This window comes from Streptomyces sp. NPDC059373 (assembly GCF_042751495.1).
In the GTDB taxonomy this organism is placed as follows: Bacteria; Actinomycetota; Actinomycetes; order Streptomycetales; family Streptomycetaceae; genus Actinacidiphila.
Window position 1 is genome coordinate 211,735 of the sequence record NZ_JBHYXC010000004.1, and the last position, 19,606, is coordinate 231,340.

Sequence of the window (19,606 nt, forward strand, 5' to 3'; positions counted from 1 at the left end):
AGGCGCCCTCACGCTGCCGCCGACCTGAGCGGGGACGGACTGTCGTTGAACCATCCGTGGCCCCACACGGAAGAAGGCCCTCGCCTTGTGGCGGGGGCCTTCGACCTCTTGGGAACACCTGGCTTACCAAGCCGTGATGAACCGGCAGGGGCCCGTGGCGGCGGTGCGGGTCAGTGCAGGGCGCCGACCTCGGTCGCCGACAGCGTCCGCGGGTAGACGTGGACGTCGGCGACGGAGCCGGGGAAGGCCAGGTACGGGGTTGTGGCGGAGGCGCTGTTGACGCAGCCGCCGATGGTCAGGGGCAGGGAGGAGTCGTACTGGGGGCTGAGGTTGGTGGCCGTCCCCATCAGGGTGCCGTTCTGGTAGAGGGCCATGTTGCCGGTATTGGAGCTTCCGGCGACCGGTGCGCGGAAGGCGGCGACGAGATGGGTCCAGGTGCCGACCGTCCCGGTGTTGTTGTCTCCCTCCGCGGTGGGGAAGTCGGCGTTGTCGTCGTTGGTGGTCGTCGTCTGGAACATCCAGGCGCTACTGGCCTTGTCGTACGAGAGGTAGAAGGCCTGGTGCTGGGTGGTGCCCTGACAGACGGCGGTGGTGCCGAGTGCTGAGTTGATCTTCACCCAGGCCGAGACCGTGTAGTCGCCGAGCGTGTTCACCGCGCTCTGCTTGCTCTTGAGGAAGCCTGTGCTGCCGTCGAAGGAGACGCTGCCGGGCATCCCGTTCGGTGCGTCCGTGCCGAAGGTGGCGCTGCCGGAGGGGGTGAGCGGGTTGAGGGAGGCGGTGTCGGTGCCGTTGGCGGCGAGTTTCCAGTCGTCCTCGGGCATGCCGTTCTGCCAGCCGCTGGGCACGATCACGCTGGCCGCGCCGGCGTCGCCGGCCGGCATGGCGTAGGGGTAGACCTGGACGTCCGAGACGGAGCCGGGGAAGGCGTTGTACGGCGAGGTCGCGTCGGGGCTGTTGACGCAGCCGCCGACGGTCAGCGGCATGGACGAGTCGTACTGCGGGGTGAGGTTGGTCGCGGTCCCCATCAGGGTGCCGTTCTGGTAGATCGACATCACGCCCGTGTTGGAGTCACCGTCCACGGGAGCCGTGTAGGTGACCAGGAGGTGTGTCCAGGTGCCCAGGGCCCCGGTGTTGGTGTCGCCTTCCGCGGTGGGGAAGTCGGCGTTGTCGTCGTTGGTGGTCGTGGTCTGGAACATCCAGCCCTTGTTGCCCCGGTCGTAGCCGAGGTAGAACGCCTGGTGCTGGCTGGTTCCCTCGCAGATGGCGGTGGCCGGGTTGTCCGCGGAGTCGAGCTTCACCCAGGCGGAGACGGTGTAGTCGGCGAGGGTGTTGACGGCGGTGTGGTCGCTCTCCAGGAATCCGGTGCTGCCGTCGAAGGAGGTGGCGGCGGCAGGGGCGTTGACCGCGTCGGGTCCCGCCGCGTTGAAGGTCGCCCCGCCGACCGCGGTGAACGGGTTGTCCCCGCGTGCGTCGGTGCCGTCGGCGGCCAGCTCCCACTCGTCGTCGGGGGTGTCGCTGCCGGTGGCCTCCGGGACGATCAGGTTCGGCGCGATGCCGACGACCTGTGTGTTGGTGTCGTTGAGGTAGCGGGCGGCGAGGTCGGAGTAGTACGTGTTCGACGGGTTGCCGCTCGAGAGGTCTGCCGCCTTAACGGCCGACGAGGTGGCCGTGCCGTCGGTGGAGACCGCCGCGGCGAAGTCGATGACCTGGGTGGGGAAGTTGTCGAGCAGGTACTGGTTCACCAGCTCACGTGCGGACTCCTGGGTCGCCGTGCCCGGGTGGGCGGCGGTGAACGGCGTGATGGTGGTGAGGTAGACGGTGATGTTGGAGTTCTGCGTGACGGGCTGCCCGTTGACGTAGGCCTGTCCGTCGTCGGTGTAGTACGAGTTCAGCTCGCTGGTGATCGCGGTGAGTCCCTGCTCGACACCGGTGGCGCAGGTGTCGGCGGTGCCGGTGCAGTTGAGCAGGTCGGCGGCACCGGTGGAGACCAGCACGGTACGCACGTTGCCCTGCGCCAGTACGTTGCGGTCCACCGGGTTGAGCGCGTTGGTCGGGTTGTCGCTGTACGTGCCCTGTGGCAGCAGGTTGTTGCTCAGGCTGGTGCTGTTGGTGCCGGCGTTGAGCACGCCGTAGTCGACCGAGGAGTCCCCGTTGGGGTCGCCCACGATGGCGCCGGTGATGGCGTCGCTCAGGTGGTGCTGACCGTCGCCGCTCGCGGTGTCGCCGTTGATGCTCTGGTCGCCGTAGAGGACCAGCGAGCCGGTGGGGGCGGAGACGGGCGTGGTGACGTCGATGCCGGCCAGGTACGGCAGACCGGTGTACGTGGTCTGCGTGAACTTGCCGGCCGCGGTGTCCCCGGTGCGGTTGGCCGCGTCGCTGACCCAGACCGGGGTCTGGGCCGTGGCGTGGCCCGGCTGCGCGGACACCGAGCCGTGCACCTGCAGGCTGACCAGGACCGTCGCCTGCTGGTCGACATGCAGGGTCACCGGGTCGCTGGTGACGTCGCCGCCCGCCGGGATCGTGACCGTGGCGGCGCCGCCGAAGGCCAGCGGTACCGGTGCCGCGGCCGCCGTGGCGCCGCCCGCCGTGCCGTCCTGAAGGGCGACGGAGGCCGCGTCGAAGGTCACCGGGCTGCTGCCCATGGCGTTGGACAGGTGGACGCGGACGCCGTTGCCGTCGTCGGTGCCGATGCTGACGTGGGCCGGGATGCGCAGCGTCTGTCCGTTGACGGTGGCGGCGCTGCCGCCGGACTGCGTCACCTTGGCGGTGTCCTGGACGGAGGACCAGGTGCCGACCCAGTGCTGGGTGCCGTTGCCGGTGACGGTCAGCGGCCGCACGCCCATGCCCAGGATGTGCAAGGTTGGCTGGCCGGCCTGGACGCCGTTGGTGAACAGCGGCAGGGAGATGCTGCTGATGACCGAGCCGGGGCAGGTCAGCGGGACGCTGACGGCGTAGATCTTCGGGCCGGGGCTGGGACTGGTCTGGGTGTTGTTGCTGTGGTTCTGGTGGACGAGGGTCAGCGTGGCCGAGGAGGCGGGGCCGCTCAGCCAGTCGGGCACCGTGTCCAGCGTGTACGACTGGTCGGCGGGGGCGCCGTTCGGGTCCAGGCAGTTGTTCTTGGCGTAGGTGATGGTGCCGGTGGCTCCCTTGGCGGCACCGCCGGTGGCGAAGGCCAGGAAGACCACGGCGTCACCGGTGTTGACCGAGCCGCTGTCCGGCACGGTGACTGCCTGGCCGGAGGCCAGCATGTTGTCGTAGGTGCCGGTGCCGAACTTCGGCAGCGCGATGCTCGTACCGTCGACGGTCACCGTCTTGCCGCTCTGCCAGCCCGAAGTGCCGGTCAGGTCGGCGGAGTTGATGCTGTTGCCGGAGCCGTCGGCGTCGGCCGTGCTGGTCGTGGTGGTGAAGGTGCTGGTCGCGGTGTTGTTCAGGCAGCTGCCGGTGCTGTTGATCGCGCAGGTCAGCGCGGGCGCGAGGCGCAGCACGTCGAGGCCGGCCTGGTAGCCGCTGGAGCTGGGGTTCTTGCCGGTCAGGGTGAGGGTGAGGGTGTGCACGCCCTGCTTGAGGGTGAGCAGTTGACCGTTCGAGTCCTTGGGGATGCCGAGGTTGACGAACCGGGTGGTGGTGTAGGAGTTGTAGGCGTCGAAGCCGCTGAGCAGGGTGGCCTGGGTGGGCTTGCCCGCGTCCAGGACCAAGTTGTAGATGCCGTAGTCCTTGGCCTTGGTCAGGTTGGCTCCGAAGCTCCAGGGGCCGTCCTTGGGGATGTCGAAGCTGAAAGTGGCGCTGTCACCGCTGACCACCTTCGATGTGGTGCTCTTGTTGGCCAGCATGGCCTGGTAGCCGTCGGCGAACTCGTAGCCGCTGCCCGCGGCCTGGCTGATCAGCTGGCCGCCCTTGGACGTGGTGGTCGCCTTGGGCACGGCGGTGGACGTGCCGTCGGTGTTGGTCGCCGTCCAGCCGGCGATCATCTTGTCGCCGTAGGCGTACGTCGGGGTGCTGGTACCGGCGTAGAAGGCGTAGCTCGTCTGGGAGATGGATGTCGAGCCCGCCTGGTCCACAGCCTTGGCGTACAGCGTGTGCGGTCCCGCCTTGGCGGGGGCGAAAGCGGGGGAGGCGCTGCCGTTGAGGACCGCGGTGCCGGTGCCGGGGCCGTTGTCCGAGGTGGCGTAGTAGACGTGGCCCGGCACGATCGTCGTGCTGGTGGTCCAGTGGGTGACGCTGCTGCTGTAGACCGTGTTGCCGAGCGTGGCGTCCAGGGCGAACAGATAGCCGGTGATGTTGTTGGTGTGGTTGTTGCTGAGTGTGAAGGTGCCCTTGTCGCCGAAGGCGGCACCGATCTGCTTGGCCGGGAACTGACTTGAGGTCACCGTGGGCGCGGGAGGCGCGCTGGTGTCCACCGTGAACGTCTGCGTCTTGGTCCAGATGCCCGAGCCGGGGCCCACCCAGTAGCCGGCCGCGTTCTGTGCGGTGGCCTTCCAGGTGTAGGTGCCGTCCGGCAGGCTCGACGTGGTCCAGTCACTGCCGTTGGTGTTGTAGCGGGCACGCTTCTTCGAGTCCGTACTGGGCCCGAAGCCCTGGTGGATCAGGGTGCCGGAGGAGTTGTAGACGTTGTACTCGATGCGCACCAGTTCACTGCCGCCCGCCAGGTCGGGGTCGACCGCGCGCGCGGACAGCGTCGGCGTGTGGGTGGTGGTCATCGTCTTGCCCATGCTCACACTGGACGGCTTGATGGCCGGGGTGCCGGTGCCGTTCTTCAGCTTGGGCCGGTAGCTGTAGGTCACCGACATGGTGGCGCCGCCGCCGTAGGCGAGTTGCTTCCACTGCGTCGCATCGTTCATGTCCGGCGACTGGACCATCAGCGTCATGCTCTTCCAGCCGCCGGCCGCCGCGCTCTGTGCCCGGGAGGTCACGTCGAACTCCAGCGACGGCGGGCTGACCCAGGAGTTGGCACCGTCGGTGACCGGGCAGGTACCGGCCTCGTGGCTCTTGGGGTTGGTGCCCAGCGAGCCGGAGCGCCCGCCGGGCTCATGGCCCCAGTACAGCGACGACGAACTCCACCCGGCGGGGCGGTCGGTGCCGTAGACGGCGGCCGGGGTGTCCGAGCAGGAGGCGGCGGAGAGCTGCTTCACGTACAGCGAGGCATGCGTGACCACCGCGCCTTTGATGCCGCTCGTGTTCATCTGGTAGTAGGTGCGGGCCCGTTCACCGTTGCCGGGGGAGGAGTTGTCCCACCCCTCACGGGCGTTGGTCGCCCCAGAGGTGGACGTCGAGTTGTAGACGTTCCACCCGTTGTCGGAGATCCGCGCCCAGTCCAGCTGGGAGGGCCTGCCGCTCCACTCGGGGTCGACGTAGACCGGGTAGGTGGTGCTCTTGGCGGTGAGCAACTTCTGGTCCAGGCCCAGTAGTTGCTTGCCGTCTCGCAGACTCACCCGGACCTGCGCGCGGTGGCGGCCGACCTTGGCGGCTGCCTTCTGCTCGGCACGGGCCAAGGAGACGGTCGCCGTGCCGGCCGAGGACACGCCGGAGGCCTTCGTGCCGGCGCTGTCCCACATCAGCGCGGTGTCACTGTGGAACACCGTCTCGCCGGTGAGCTTGTCGGTGGCCCGGGCCCCACCGTCGCGCGTGGGAGTCACCTCGACATGGGACGAGGTGGTGTTCAGCGCGAGGCTGCGCAGGCGCGGATCAGCCGCTGCCTTACGGGACTTGACCACGAGGATCGAGGAGTAGCCGGAGGCGTCCGCGGTCAGCTGCAGGTCCACCTGCGGCAGTACGTCGGGGTAGGTGGCGGTGTCCCCGGAGATCACCGGCTCGGGCAGCTTGCCCGGCCAGGAGAAGCCCAGCCTGTCACTGCCGCTGCGCATCGTGACCAGCGCGCCCGAACCGCCGTCGGAGAACGCCACGTCGGTGACCGCGGCCCTGGGTGCCCAGGTTCCGTTCGCCTGCTGCACCAGCTTTGTGTCGATCGGCACCCACTTCCCGTGCTGTAGTGCGCGCTGCGGCATCGAGGAGTCGGTGCGGGTGAACGTGCCGTTCGGGTTGGCCACCACCAGCGTTCCGGTGTCGGTGAGTTGGTCGATCGTCACCGGCTTGCCGGTGGCCTTCGCCCGCGCGGACGCCGCCTCCGTGGGGTTGAGACGCCGGGCGGCGGACGGAGAGCCGCCGCTCTTCGACGTGGCCCGGTGCGAGGCGGCGTGCGCGGCGTGCGCGGGTGCCGCTGCGGCCAGCGAAGCCGCGGTCAGGGCCGTGACGACGGCGGTGGCGATCGGTCTCGACAGCCGGCGTCTGGACATGCGAAAGGGGCTGTGATGGACGGACATGAAGGTTGGGGTCCTCCGCTTTCAGGCGGTTCCCCCGTGGGCCCCGCGCCGGAGTGCATTCTGTGGGGCCGATGTGAGCCGGGTCCATCGTCAATTGATCACTTGGTGACCCAACGAGGTCCGTTTTTGACGTATGACGGTCAAATTGAGTTCAAGACTAGGGGATTCCTTTGCATTCCATGTGCATGATCTTTGCAAGTTGTGTCGATCTCAGGCCCTAGCGTGAAGCTTCCGTGAGGGGCTTGATCAACTGTGCCTCTCCTTTGGTGTGCGCTCAACTGCCTTGGACCGAAGGCCACTTGGGCGCGCACAGCAACACCCGGGGGCGGCTTCCGCGTGCCCTGGGACGGGAACGGGGGAGGGTTCACGATGACGCGAACGGCCGGGCTGGGGAGACGGATGCGACGGGGCGCCAGATGGCTCCGTGGCCTCAGCCTCCCGACAACAGGTGTCCTCGTGGTGAGCATGCTCATCCCCGGCGCGGACGCGATGGCTGCGCCGGGTTCGCACCGGCACGTCCCCGCCCCCGCGGTGGTCAAGGACAAGCGGGTTCCCTTCACCCAGGCGAAGCCGAAGGCGGCTGCGGCGTCGAAGGGGTTCACACGGTTCGATCCCGCGAAGCACGCGTCGTTGCCGGGTGCGGGGAGCTCGACGGTGTCGCTGACCGCTCCGCCCACCGGTGGGCGTTCCGCGCACGCGGCGGCGGGCTCGGCGTCCTCGCGGCGGACGGTGTCGCGAGTGCGGGCTGGGTCGTCGCCGGTGCTGCTGTCGGCGGTGCGTTCGGGTACCACGGCGCGCCAGGTCCAGGTGACCACGGTCGACCAGAAGACCGCACAGGCCGCCGGTGTGCACGGCGTGCTGTTCACCCTGCGGAGCGTGGGCGGCGCCGGCGCCGGCTCCGGCAGCGTCGGGGTCGACGTGGACGACTCGACCTTCCGCAACGCCTTCGGCGGCGACTACGCCTCACGGTTGCACCTGGTGCGGCTGCCTGCCTGCGTACTGACGACCCCTCAACTGCCACGGTGCCAGTCGCAGACCCCGCTGCGCACCACGGCCGGCGCGCCGTTGTCGGCCCAGGTCTCGCTGCCGGCGACGACAACGTCCAAGACCCTGTCCGCGCACACCGCCGCGGCCTCCGGTGGCATGGTGGCGCTGGCCGCGACCTCGGGCACGAGCGGCTCGTCCGGCGACTACACGGCGACCAGTCTCTCGTCCGGTGGCACGTGGTCCGTCTCGGGCAACACCGGGGCCTACACCTACAAGTATCCGATCTCGGTGCCCGGTGCCATCGGCGGATCGGCGCCCAAGCTGTCCCTGGACTACAACTCGGCCACCCAGGACGCGCGCACCGAGAGCACCAACAACCAGTCCTCGTGGCTGGGCGACGGATGGTCCACCTCGGACAACTACATCGAGCGGACCTACAAGTCCTGCAAGGACGACTCGTCGACGGATGCGCCCAAGAACGACGGCGACGAGTGCTGGGCCGGCCAGGTCCTGACGCTCTCGCTGAACGGGGAGTCCACGGCGATCGTCTACGACGCCGACACCAAGACCTTCCGCCCCGCCCAGGACGACTCCACGACGAAGATCGAGGACCTGACCGGCACCACCAACGGCACCGCCAACGGCGAGTACTTCAAGGTGACCGAGAACGGTGTCCGGTACTACTTCGGCTGGAACCGCCTGCCGGGCTGGAGTTCGGGCAAGGAGGAGACGCAGTCGGCGTGGACCATGCCGGTCTACAAGGCGCACGACGGGGTGTCGGACTGCCCGGCGGGCACCGACTTCGCGTCCAGCTCCTGCACTCTGGGCTACCGGTTCAACCTGGACTACGTCGTGGACCGCCACGGCAACGCGATGGCGTACTACTACGCGCCGGAGACGGGTTACTACGGCCCGAACATGAAGAACACCGCGGTGGCCTACACCCGCGGTGGGACGCTGAAGCGCATCGACTACGGCATGACCTCGTCCACGGTCTACTCGGGTACCGCGCCGGAGCAGATCCTGTTCGACGCGACGGCGGAGCGTTGCATCTCGGGCTCGCCCGCGGGCAACACGTGCTCGGACTCCCAGTTCACCAAGTCCAACCCGGAGTACTGGCCGGATGTGCCGATCGACCTGAACTGCGCCAAGGACGCGACGGACTGCACCAATCACGGTCCCAGTTTCTGGTCGCGCAAGCGTCTGACCTCGATCACCACGCAGGTGCAGGTCGGCGGGGCGACCAAGCAGGTGGACCGCTACGACTTCACCCAGTCCTTCCCCGACGGCGGGGACCACGCCCCGACCTTGTGGCTGGACAGCATCAAGCACACCGGCCTGGACCTGCTCGGCGGGGCCTTCGCCACCGCCTCCACCCCGTCGGTCAGCTTCGATCCGCCGTTGCAGCTGCCGAACCGGGTCGGGACGATCCCGCAGATGCCGTTGATGTACCACGACCGGATCCAGACGGTCACCACGGAGACCGGTGCGGAAACCACGGTGGTCTACGACACCCCGGACTGCTCCAGCGCCCCGGCAAGTGATCCGTCCGACCCGGCGGACGCGGCGGCGAAGGGATTCGCCTCGACGAACAAGCTGCGGTGCTTCCCGGTGTACTGGACGCCGGACGGACAGCCCGCGCCGATGCTGGACTGGTTCTATCTGCACCCGGTCAAATCGGTGACCACCATCGACCCGCACAACAACTACCAGGACGGCACCGAGCCGGAGTTGCTGACGGAGTACTCCTACAAGGGGAACCCGGGCTGGCACTACGACGACAACGAGACGGTCAAGAGCAAGAACCGCACCTGGGGCCAGTTCCGCGGATTCCCGGAAGTGGACATCACCACCGGTGACCCGAACGTCTTCCACTACACCGACGGGGCCAAGGTCTACGACCAGAAGACCCTCACCAAGACCTACTACTTCCTGGGCATGAACGGCGACACCATGCCGTCGGGGACACGCAGCGTGCCCGCGCTCACCAGCCAGGACGGCAGTGTCAGTGTCGCCGACGACAACCCGCTGGCCGGGCAGGTCTTCGAGACCGACACCTACACCGGTGTGAACGGCGGCATCGACAAGACCGTCGTCAATGTTCCCAAAATCATCGGCCCCACCGCCTCGCGGTCCCGGACCGGACTCCCGGACCTGACGGCGAACATGGTCCGCCCCGCCAGAACGCTGACCCGTCAGGCCGTCTCGTACGGTTGGCGAAAGACCGAGACCGACACCTTCTACAACACGACCCTGGGCCAGACCACCACCGGCATGGCCGTCCAGAGCGACGACCGCGGTGAGGTGGGTGCCACCGGCAACACCGCCAAGTGCACCTTCACCCGCTACCTCGACGGCACCCCGGCAACCCTGGTGGTCACTGCCGAGAGCATCGTCACCGACCAGGACTGCAACAGTTCCGGGGCCACCCCCTCCGGAAACCTGATCTCCGACACCCGCACGTCGTACGACGGGCACGCCTTCGCCTATAACGGCGACGGTCAGACCAACCCGGACCTGCCCAGCGCGGGCGACGCCACTCTCGTCCAGAAGGCGTCGGCGTCCAGCGGGGCAACCGCCACCAAGTTCGTCGACCAGACCCAGAGCACGTACGACTCCTACGGCCGAGTGGTACTGGCCACCCGGACGCCCCATGCCACTGCCCCGGACGGCAGCAGCCTGGCCCAGACAGTGGCGACCTCGTACACGCCGGCCAGCGGCGCGCTGCCGACCAGCACCACCACCGCCACGCAGATCACCCTGGGCGCGGCCTGCACACCGGCCACCACCTCGTCCAAGGACTGCCAGGTGGCGACCTCCGGGCTGGATGCCGCCCGTGGTGTGCCCCTCACCAAGACCGATGTCGCCGGTCTGGTCACGTCGCTGTCCTACGACGCGCTCGGTCGGCTGACCGGTGTCTGGCTGCCCAACGAGAACAAGGGGGCCGGCGCCCCCGCCAGCATGACCTACAGCTACGCGCTGTCCGCCACCGCTCCTTCGGTGGTGTCCACGGGCACCTTGCTGGACAACGGCAGCTACAGCATCAACGAGACGCTGTACGACGCCATGCTGCGCACCCTGCAGACCCAGGTGACGGCGGAGAACGGCAGCACCACGGTCTCGGACACCCAGTACGACTCGCACGGCTGGACCGTGGTCACCAACAACAGCTATGCGATCTCCGGGAACCCGGGCTCCAGTCTGGTGTCGGTCTCCCAGGTGAGCATCCCCGCCACCACCGTCACCGACCACGACGCGATGGGACGTACCACCCGGAGCACCGACGAGCACGACGGGGTTCAGACCTGGAACACCCGCACCGCCTACACGGGGGACAAGACCACCGTCATCCCGCCCACCGGTGCGGTCGCCACCACCACGGTGACCGACGCTCGCGGTCAGAACACCGAGCTCGACCAGTTCACCGCGGCACCGACCGTGAGCGGCAACGCGACCGACGGCTTCACCGTCACCGGTGGGACGTCCCACGCCACTCGTTACGGCTACAACGCGGCCGGCCAGCAGAACAAGGTGACCGGCCCCGACAACGCGGTGTGGGCCTTCGGCTACGACCTGCTGGGCCGCAAGACCTCGCAGGCGGACCCGGACGCCGGCACCAGCCACTACGGATTCGACGACGCCGGGAACCTCGTCTCCACCACCGACTCGCGAGGCAACGAGCTGGACTTCACCTTCGACCTGCTCGGCCGCAAGCTGGCCGAGACGGACAAGGCGAAGAACTTCAAGGTCGCCTCCTGGCTGTACGACACCTTGCGGATCGGTCAGCTGACCTCGTCCACCAGCTATGTGCAGGGCGTGACGGGCGGATACACGGTCGCGACGACCGGCTACACCACACTGGGCAAATCGACGGGCACGAAGATCACGCTGCCCGCGAGTGAGGCCCCGCTGCCGACCAGTTACCAGACCACCTACGCCTACAGCGCCAAAGCGCAGCTGCTGACCTCGCAGGTCGACCCGCGCACCCAGGGCCTGATCGGCGAGACCATCACCTACGGGCACGACGTGCTCGGCAACCCGACCACGACCGCGAGCAGCGCCCAGACCTACGTCGGCGGCACCGTCTACACCAACTACGGCGAGCCCTCGCAGCTCACTCTGGGGGCGTCCAGCAACCCCGCCTGGATCACCTACTCCTACGATGACCAGACCCGCAGACCCACCGAGCGGCTCATCTCGCGTACGCAGGCGCCGGGGCCGCAGGTGGACGACACCACGTACTCCTACGACGCCGCCGGCAACCCGCTGTCCGCCGCCGACCAGCAGTCCGAGACCGGCAACACGGCCACGGACACCCAGTGCTACCAGTACGACGCACTGGCCCGGCTGTCCCAGGCCTGGACCGCGAAGGCCGCCTGCCCGGCGCAGGGCACCGACCCCACCGCCGCGACCGTCGCCGGCACGGCCGGGTCGTACTGGCAGTCCTACAGCTACGACGCCATCGGTGACCGCACCCAGGTGGTCGATCACTCCACCACCGGTGGGGCGGACGTCACCACCGGCTACGTCGATGGCTGCACCACCGGTTGCAATGCCACCGGTGCCCAGCCGCACACCCTCACCAAGACCACCGGCGGAAGCAACCCGGCCGACTTCGTCTACGACGCCGCAGGCAACCTGCTCACTCGCACTCCCACCAGCGGCGGCGCGGGCCAGAACCTGACCTGGGACGACGAAGGCCATCTGGCCCAGGTCGACACCACCGGAAGCAGCCCCACCACCACCAAATACGTCTACGACGCCGACGGCAACCAGCTGATACGCCGCGACCCCGGGAAGACCACGCTGTTCGCGGGCGACACCGAGATCGTCGTCAACACCGGGGTCACTCCGAACGTCCTGCTCGGCGCCGTACGCACCTACTCGCACGGTGGCGCCGGCAGCGCGGTGGCGGTCCGCTCCAGCCTGCCCGGCGGCGGCACCGACTACCTCTTCGACGACGCGCACGGCACCGGCACCATGGCCATGGACACCACCACACAGAAGGTGTCCCGTCAGCAGTACACGCCTTACGGGCAGCAGCGGGCCAACGCCAACGACACCGCGTGGCCCGACCCCACCCACTCGTACCTCGGCAAGTCCCAGGAAGCCGCCACCGGTTACACCGACGTCGGCGTCCGCAAGTACGACCCGGCGCTGGGACGTTTCATCAGCGTCGACCCCAAGTTCGAGGCCACCAACCCACAAGAGCTCGGCGGCTACGCCTACTCCGGTGACAACCCTGTCACCAACGCCGACCCGAGCGGCCAGATGTACCCGGCGGGTGACGGCCCCGGGCCCTCCTACCGCCCGCCGACAGATGCGACGGACTGGCTCTTCCGCGGCTCCACCGTGGGTTTCGGCGGTTCGGAGCGCATCCAGTCCACCGGGTTCACGCCCACCTCTTCGGACCCTGGTGTCTCCACTCACTTCGCCACCCAGGCCGCGAACGACTTTCACGGGCAGGGCGTGCTCCACATCCTGAACCGGCAGGACCTCACCGATCTGGAGGTGATGGACAACTACTACCAATCGCTCCCGCATGAGAGCGAGGTGTGGGTCGAGGGGCCCGCCACCGATCTCGCCAAGCGGGCCCGGGTGACGATTCCGGTTGAGCAGGCGCGGAGCATGCTGTCCAAGATGGGTGTCGACGTCGATCCGGCCACCAGGCTCGGCGACCTGAACGGCAGCCTCAAAACGACCCCCAAATTGACCCCCGATCAGATCGAGGAGTTCGCCAAGAGCGCCGGGGCTACCGGCGGTTCGGGCAGCGGTGCCGCCTCGACCGCGAGCAAGCTGGCGGACTCGGCGGGCGGCGACGCGGGCTTCATCACGGTCGGCGGCGCGCTGAAAGGCAGCCTCTTCGTCGGCGCGGTGGCGCTCTCCGCCTACGACGTCGCCAAGGCGCCGCCGGCCCAGAGGCTCCACACCGCCACGCGGGACGCCGCGGGCCTCGCGGGCGGCCTCGCGGGCGCCGCCTACGGCGCGGAGGTGGGTGCGTCGATCGGCTCGGCCATTCCCGGAGCGGGTACCGTCGTCGGCGGTGTCGTCGGGGGTGTCGTCGGAGGCATCATCGGCAGCGGTGTGGCGTCCGACGTGGCCGACAAGGTCATGAATTGGTTTTGACCCTGGATGGAGGCATCCTCAGCATGAGTAGTACAGAGCCTGTGGGACTACTGCAGGTGGCGATCGTGTACGAGCGGCCCTCGGCGAACAGGGTGAGCTGTCACGCCCGCTGCGTCAGTGTGGGGCGGAGCATCTTCCCCGGCGATTCGGTGCTCCCGGTGGACAGCCCACCGGATGACGGGGCTCCCCCGGCCCGGGTGCTCCGGATACACCGACAGCCCGTCGGGGAGTTCACCGAACTGACCCCCGGCTGGAGCGCCGTCGTCGAACTCGAGGGCATGGACCTGTCCTGGGTGCAGCCCGAGGCGAACCTCCGAGTGGTCCCGCCGACGACCGGCACGGAGCAGGGACAGGCGGGCTGAGCACCGCCTTCGGCGGCAGCCGACCGGAATCTGTGCCGCGGTGATCGGCTCGAGGCGCTGAGGATCTCCCTTCCGAGATCCTCAGCGCCTCGGCCCGCAGGGACTGGACGCGCTGGGGGGCGCCGCAGAGCACGGGCAGTCATGCGGTGCTCGATGCCCTGGGCCGCGTGGTCCAGCAGCTGTCAGGTCAGATCACCATCACCACGAATGACTCCCGGGGGCGGCTCCGCCCTGGCGTGGTCAGCCACCGGTCGGTGACCTGTACCCAGACGTCCTGGCCCGCGAAAACGGCCGCAGAGGCTCTGCCCATCCCGGGCGGAGCCTCTGCACCCAGTCCGACCAACAAAAACGTCAGGGATAAACGTGGATCAGCAAGGCCCGCCAAGATCCCCCAAGGGACCTTGGCGGTTTATGCCAAGGTGCTCGGCGGCAGGCTGAAAATCATCGCTGACTTCCGTGACGAAACGTCCTTGGGTAAGGAACCGCCGTCCTCGGCCCTGGCCTCTCTGCTGTCATGGTGCGGGCTCCGTTCAAGCACCGGCTTTCAGTGCTCCTCGCCAGGGCGAAGCCCTCCATCCGCCGGAAGGCGAATCCGCTGCGGGCGAGCTCGCGATCGGCTTTCGGCCGGTACGGTCCCGTCGATCGTCCATGCGCTGGAACGGCGGTTGCAAACCGGCAGCCTCGTCCGGATCCTCGTGATCAAGCCCGCCTCACCGGCCGAGGAGCTGGCCGAGAACAGGCTGGGCATTCAGGCCGACCACGGCGGCCGCACCGCGCCGACTCAGCGGACGCTCACCCACCTTGAACGGCTCCACACAAGAATCGGCGGCCGTCTTGAGGTGCGAGTCACGTCGGAGGAACTGAGTTTCGGGTGGACGCTCATCGCACCGGGAACATCCCGTGCAACGCTCTACCTCGAGTACTACGCCTGCAAGATCCAGCGGCTGGGGAACACCTCGGCGGCGCTGTCATTTCAGCCGGCGCGGGTGTCACTCCTGGGAGAATTCGTGGGTGGCGCGGCGGTAGGGCTGGGAGACCGCTGCCAGCCGGCGCGCAGGCCACAGGTCGTCCCGCTCGTTGAGGCTCAGCTCGGGACCGCGACGCAGGAGCCAGATCGTCTCGAACTGGAAGTGCAGTACAGCGTCGCCGGGGACCGTGTCCAGCAGGCCGGACACCAGCCGGATCATGTCGTCCTGCTGGTAGTAGTGCTCGCTGGAACTGGCGAGCTGGAACCGGACCCAGACGGTGGGAGTGAACCCGAGATCGGTGATCACGGGGTGCCACGGCTGCGGCTTCTCTTCACCCACGCGAATCCACATGCCCCTCCAGGTCACCGCGCCCTCGCCGGTCACGAGCTCGGGGGTGACCGATGCGTCGAACAGGCCGGCGGACTGGGCGAGGTCGCGCAGGTGCCGGGCGACCTGTGCCACGGGCGTCGCTGTCCCCATGTCGAGGTTGTAGGAAATAGACATGCAGATCGTCCTTCGGAGGTGCTAGGGGTAGAGGTGCAGCAGGTTGCCGTCCTTGTCGATGGCGATGACCTCCTTGAGCCCCGGGTTCGGCCAGTCGTGCAACTGGGCGTTCATCTTGGCCACGTCGACGGAGCTGTCGCTCAGATTCAGCACGATGCGGTCGGCTTGATCCTTGTCGATCTTCCCCTGGATCTCGGAGGCGATGTTACGGGCGTTGCCTCCGCTGGGTGAGTAGCAGTCGAATATCTCCCCGTTGATCCTGTAGTCGGGGTTCCTGCTGCCGGGTACGTCAGGCGCATGCTCGACGTCGTATCCGTTCTGGGCCAGCTTGTCCGCCGCCTCGTTCTGACGCGTTATCGCCCGCACGGTCTCGGGGTCGGCCTTCCTGGGGATGGTCTCCGGATTGCCCTGTGCCGTGGCGGTCGGGTCGGGGTCACGCTCGGGAAGCGTATGGCCTGGACCGTTGGGGGCCTCGTCACCCCCGCCTCCGCCTCCACCCCCGTCGGAGTTCATGTTCACCCGATCCGGGCCGGCCGCGTCCTGGATGATGTTGTTCAGCCCCAGACCGGCCATGGCGAGGCCGCCGGTGATCGCAGTGGCCGATACGGCGGCGGCCGGCACGCCCACCAGGGCGCCGATCCCAGTGGCGTCCAGAACCACGCCGCCCACTTCCCCGCCGGCGCCAACCGTTGCCAGGCCCAGGCCCCCGGCCACCTCCAGAACCGAACCTGGGTCCTGCACCATGGCATTGCCCACCGAGGCGAGGTCGGTCAGTACCGTTTCTCCGACCTCCTTGGCGACGTGTCCCGCGCCGGAGAAGAAAGAGCCGAGGTCGTCACCGAGATCGGACCAGAATCCCGGCTTCGCAGGCGCGAGGTCGCGCGCCTCTCCCACTGCGGCGGCGGCCGCCTTGCCGGCGCTGTCCAGTTGACCCCGGGCGCTGTCCAACGTGTCCTGTGCGGCCTCGTGCTGTGCCTTCCCAGAGTTCCACTGGTTGATGGCGTCGCCTGCCTGGCCCTGCGCCCAACTCAACGTGGTCATGTAGGAGTCCAGGGCCCTGGCTGCCTGATGGAACGCGTCGCCGGCCCGCAGCCACTTGCTCGGCTGGCCGTGAAAGACCTTGCGGAAGGCCTCGGCGGCATCGCCGCTCCAGCCGTCGCTGGTGTCGATGCGCTGGAGCCCCTCACCGGCGAGGTGGAGGAGGTCGCCGTAGGCCTGAAGTGCCGCCTGGGTGTGGCTGATCGACGCGACGTCGCCGGGTATGAGCGCTGTCGCATCGTTGGTCTGGCCGAGCGCCGTCACCGTCACTTCACCCCCGGATCGGTGCCGGTTCCGTGCAGCATGCCGTGGAACTGCTTGTGGGTGTGCTCCTCGACGGCGCTGTAGGCGTTCACGTTCGCCGTCAGCCGGGTGGCGATCTCCTGGCCGTCCTTGGAGAGGTTGTCGACGCCGCGTTGCCAGCGGCTGAGGAAGTCGGACAACGTGCTCGCCAACTCCCCGTGGCCGATCGCCGACCTGTCGTGGGGTATGTCGCTCACCTTCTGCACGCTGATCTCGTCGAGCGTGCCGTTCACCCCGGAGGCGGCCTTCTCCAACGCGTCTAGATCGACGCTGTACTGCTCACCCATCATTGACCTCCCCGTTCAGGTCGCCGCTGGTCAGCCGTCAACCGAAGGGAGTCTGCCAAATGAGGGGATCCGATTTAATCGCTTTATGCCGTTATGCTGGTCTGTGCGCCAGGTCGTTGGCATGGCCATGAATCACAAATGGACAGCCCTTTACTCAGGTTGAACGGGCCGCGGTCAGTGCGCCGTTGAGTGCTTGCGGAACATAACCACCCTGCAGCGCCAGGGGAGACGCCGGAGTAAGTGGAGTAAGCCACACTCCGGCGAGACGTCCGAATCCACGCGGGCGACCGCCGATTTCTGCTTCCGGGACAGCGGTAGCTCCACCCGGCACCTCGATCACGAACGGTGCAGTCGGGGTGGAGTGGCTTGCCGGAAGTGGTGTACCGATGTTCCGGTGGGCACGGAGTGCCGTCGTCGTGGTAGCTGATCAATGTGCCCTTCGAAGCCAGTGTGAGACTGACTGAGCTGCTCTCGAAGGTCCATCGCCGACAGCAGCGAATGCGTCCCCGAAACCGATGTACGGATTCGACCCGACGCGGAAGACTCCAGCTCCCGGCTGGTGCCCGCGCGAAAGAACGGTCGCTGGCTGATCTTCGAGATGTCGACGTCACGAGGGACAGGCGAGTCAGGACCCGCGTGACGTCGTGCATTCCCTACGCCGAGAGGTCCCGGGCCGGGTAGAACTGTCAGAAATGGGGAAACCCGCACGTGCTGCCTGAAGGGGGGCGGGCAAGTGTCCTGGCGATTCAACCCAGCGCCCGGGTGGCCCTCGTCGCCGCCGGACTTCTCGCCGCCACCGGAGTGGCGTCCCGATCCGGCTTGGCCGCCGGCCCCGGAGAACTGGCTGTTCTGGATATGGGTGGATGACCCGTCGAGTTCGCCGCCTGGTACCGAGCCTGCTGTCGCTCCCTCACCGGAGATGCCTCTGGCGACCTCTGTCGTGGTCTCAAGCCCGGGGGCCGAGAGCCTGTCGTCCGGCACCGGACAGCTCTGCGGTGATGACGGCATCCTCACGCTCGCAGAGGATTCCCTGGAGCTGAGTTTTTCTGTAGGGCGGTTCGGCGATGCGTTCAAGGGTGCGCTTCGCGTCCGCCGCTATCCCATTACGACGGTGGCGGACGTGCGCTACGAACCGCCGTCGTCATGGCACCGAGGATCGCTACGACTGCTCCTCGTACCCGGCGCGGACCCCCTCCGCCCGCTCCTGAAGGACCCCGAGCCGGGACCGGGCAGCGACCCGGACACCCTGGTCATCTCAAGTGCCCAGGCGGCACAAGCTGACGCCTTCGCTCAGTTGTTGCGCGCCCGCCTGACGGAACCGAGACCGACTGCCGTCGCTGATTCTCCGTGTGTCGAGAGTGGAGTCCTGCCTCTGGAGGTGTCGGGATCTGACGGACGTGTCTCCTTCGACGGTCAGGCTGTTGCCTTGAAGTTCGGACGCCTGGCAGCGTCAGAAAAGAAACGGCCAGGACGGCGAGACCTGCCGGTGGACGCGATTGCCGACGTGCAGGTGCACCATCCAGGCCTCACAGGATGGCTGCACTTCGTTCCCGCGGGCACACCCGAAGCCGCTCCGAGCGATCCGAAAACCGACATCAACACCCTGGTACTCAACGCCGATCGGTCCCAGTCGTACGCCGTCCTCGGCGCTGCAGTCCTCACTGCGATCCGCAGCACCGGAACCCGCCCTTACGCAGAGCCGATCACCCCGGCGCCGCCCCTGCTCCCCGCAACGGCCCCGCCCAACCAACACCCTGCGACTGGGGTCGTTCCCACAACCGAGCAGCCCCCCAGAACCAGCGGTGTTCCGGCACGGACTGAGCCCAATCCCGGACTCACAGCCTCCGCGCCCGGTGCGAATACCGCCAGCACGGACACGCCACACGCGCCCTCGTGGAAAGAGCGACGTGCTGCCCGGCGAGCCGACAAGGACTACGAAAAGGCCCTGGCCGTATGGGAACGCGAACAGGCGTTGCTCGACCAGGCCACCACGGCCGCCCTTGGAGCGGCCGGAGCTTCCACAACGATCGCAAGTGGTCTCATCATCCTCAAGAAGAACGAGGCAGCCCTCTGGGCCGGCCAGGCATCGCTGGTCGAGCCACGGCGACAACCCGGGTACTACTCCGGAGGCACCGCTGGAGTCCGCCTGCGTATCGCGAAAGGCGTGTCATATCGGATCGGGGCATCCAGCCGCAGCTACACACCCGGTCCAGAGATGCAGACGCCGGTCGACCAAGGCTCGATCATCGTGACCACCCAGCGCGTTGTCTTCAAAGGCAGCAAGGCCAGCCGAGAATGGGTGTTCGATAAACTCCTCGGCGTAGACAACGCCGCAGACGGCACCAGCGTGCTCCTGCATGTCTCCAACAGGCAGAAAGTGTCCGGACTGCTGCTTGGTAAGTCGAGCGAAGCATTTCAGGTGTTCCTGGCGCTCGGACTGGCCATCCTGGAGCGCGGGCCATCGAAGGTTGCTGACGAGTGCGCCGCGTCGGCCGCCGCACATAGGAAGGAACGCCCCATCGTCCGACCGTGAACTTCTGAGCAGCTGGGCGGTGGCCTCGACGCTGGAGCGGCAAGCCGGGAGGGCAAGACTTACTCGCATCAGTAAGGCACTCCGCTGCGCGCGGGTTCGAATCCCGTCCTTGAGCTGGCGCGATCATCCTCTGTGACTGGAGCACGATCCTGCCGGGCCTCATTGAGGCCGAGTTGAGGCC

At 67.9% G+C, this 19,606-nt stretch carries 7 protein-coding genes; 3 read left to right on the forward strand and 4 right to left on the reverse strand.

Going from position 1 to position 19,606, the window contains the following annotated elements:
* Positions 1-170: 170 nt before the first annotated feature.
* Positions 171-6,290 (reverse strand): LamG-like jellyroll fold domain-containing protein, encoded by a 6,120-nt coding sequence (locus tag ACFXJ5_RS11155; RefSeq protein ID WP_384629966.1) that lies wholly within the window; start codon positions 6,288-6,290, stop codon positions 171-173.
* A 492-nt stretch (positions 6,291-6,782) separates the two neighbouring features.
* On the opposite strand from ACFXJ5_RS11155, the gene ACFXJ5_RS11160 reads away from it, so the two are divergent.
* Both ACFXJ5_RS11160 and ACFXJ5_RS11165 read left to right on the forward strand, forming a co-directional pair.
* Positions 6,783-13,430 carry an RHS repeat domain-containing protein gene (locus ACFXJ5_RS11160; protein WP_384630075.1) on the forward strand — a complete coding sequence of 2,216 codons (6,648 nt, stop codon included), beginning with the start codon at positions 6,783-6,785 and terminating at the stop codon, positions 13,428-13,430.
* A gap of 23 nt (positions 13,431-13,453) precedes the next feature.
* Complete coding sequence (locus tag ACFXJ5_RS11165) at positions 13,454-13,792, forward strand: hypothetical protein (protein ID WP_384629967.1); 339 nt, start codon at positions 13,454-13,456, stop codon at positions 13,790-13,792.
* A 989-nt stretch (positions 13,793-14,781) separates the two neighbouring features.
* Here the strand turns inward: ACFXJ5_RS11165 and ACFXJ5_RS11170 are convergent.
* The 3 genes from ACFXJ5_RS11170 to ACFXJ5_RS11180 are packed head-to-tail and all read right to left on the reverse strand — an operon-like array spanning position 14,782 to position 16,892.
* Positions 14,782-15,264: a SitI3 family protein gene (locus tag ACFXJ5_RS11170; RefSeq protein ID WP_384629969.1), complete on the reverse strand. Its 483-nt coding sequence runs from the start codon at positions 15,262-15,264 to the stop codon at positions 14,782-14,784.
* Positions 15,265-15,285: 21 nt separating this feature from the next.
* A complete protein-coding gene (locus ACFXJ5_RS11175) occupies positions 15,286-16,572 on the reverse strand; it encodes a putative T7SS-secreted protein (protein ID WP_384629971.1) in 1,287 nt (428 codons plus the stop codon).
* Positions 16,569-16,892, reverse strand: coding sequence for a hypothetical protein (locus tag ACFXJ5_RS11180; RefSeq protein WP_384629973.1), 324 nt, complete (start codon positions 16,890-16,892; stop codon positions 16,569-16,571). The genes ACFXJ5_RS11175 and ACFXJ5_RS11180 overlap by 4 nt, the downstream gene beginning before the upstream one ends.
* Positions 16,893-17,811: 919 nt before the next feature.
* On the opposite strand from ACFXJ5_RS11180, the gene ACFXJ5_RS11185 reads away from it, so the two are divergent.
* Entirely contained in the window at positions 17,812-19,425 is a 1,614-nt protein-coding gene (locus tag ACFXJ5_RS11185; protein WP_384629975.1) for a DUF4429 domain-containing protein, read from the forward strand.
* Positions 19,426-19,606 lie beyond the last annotated feature (181 nt).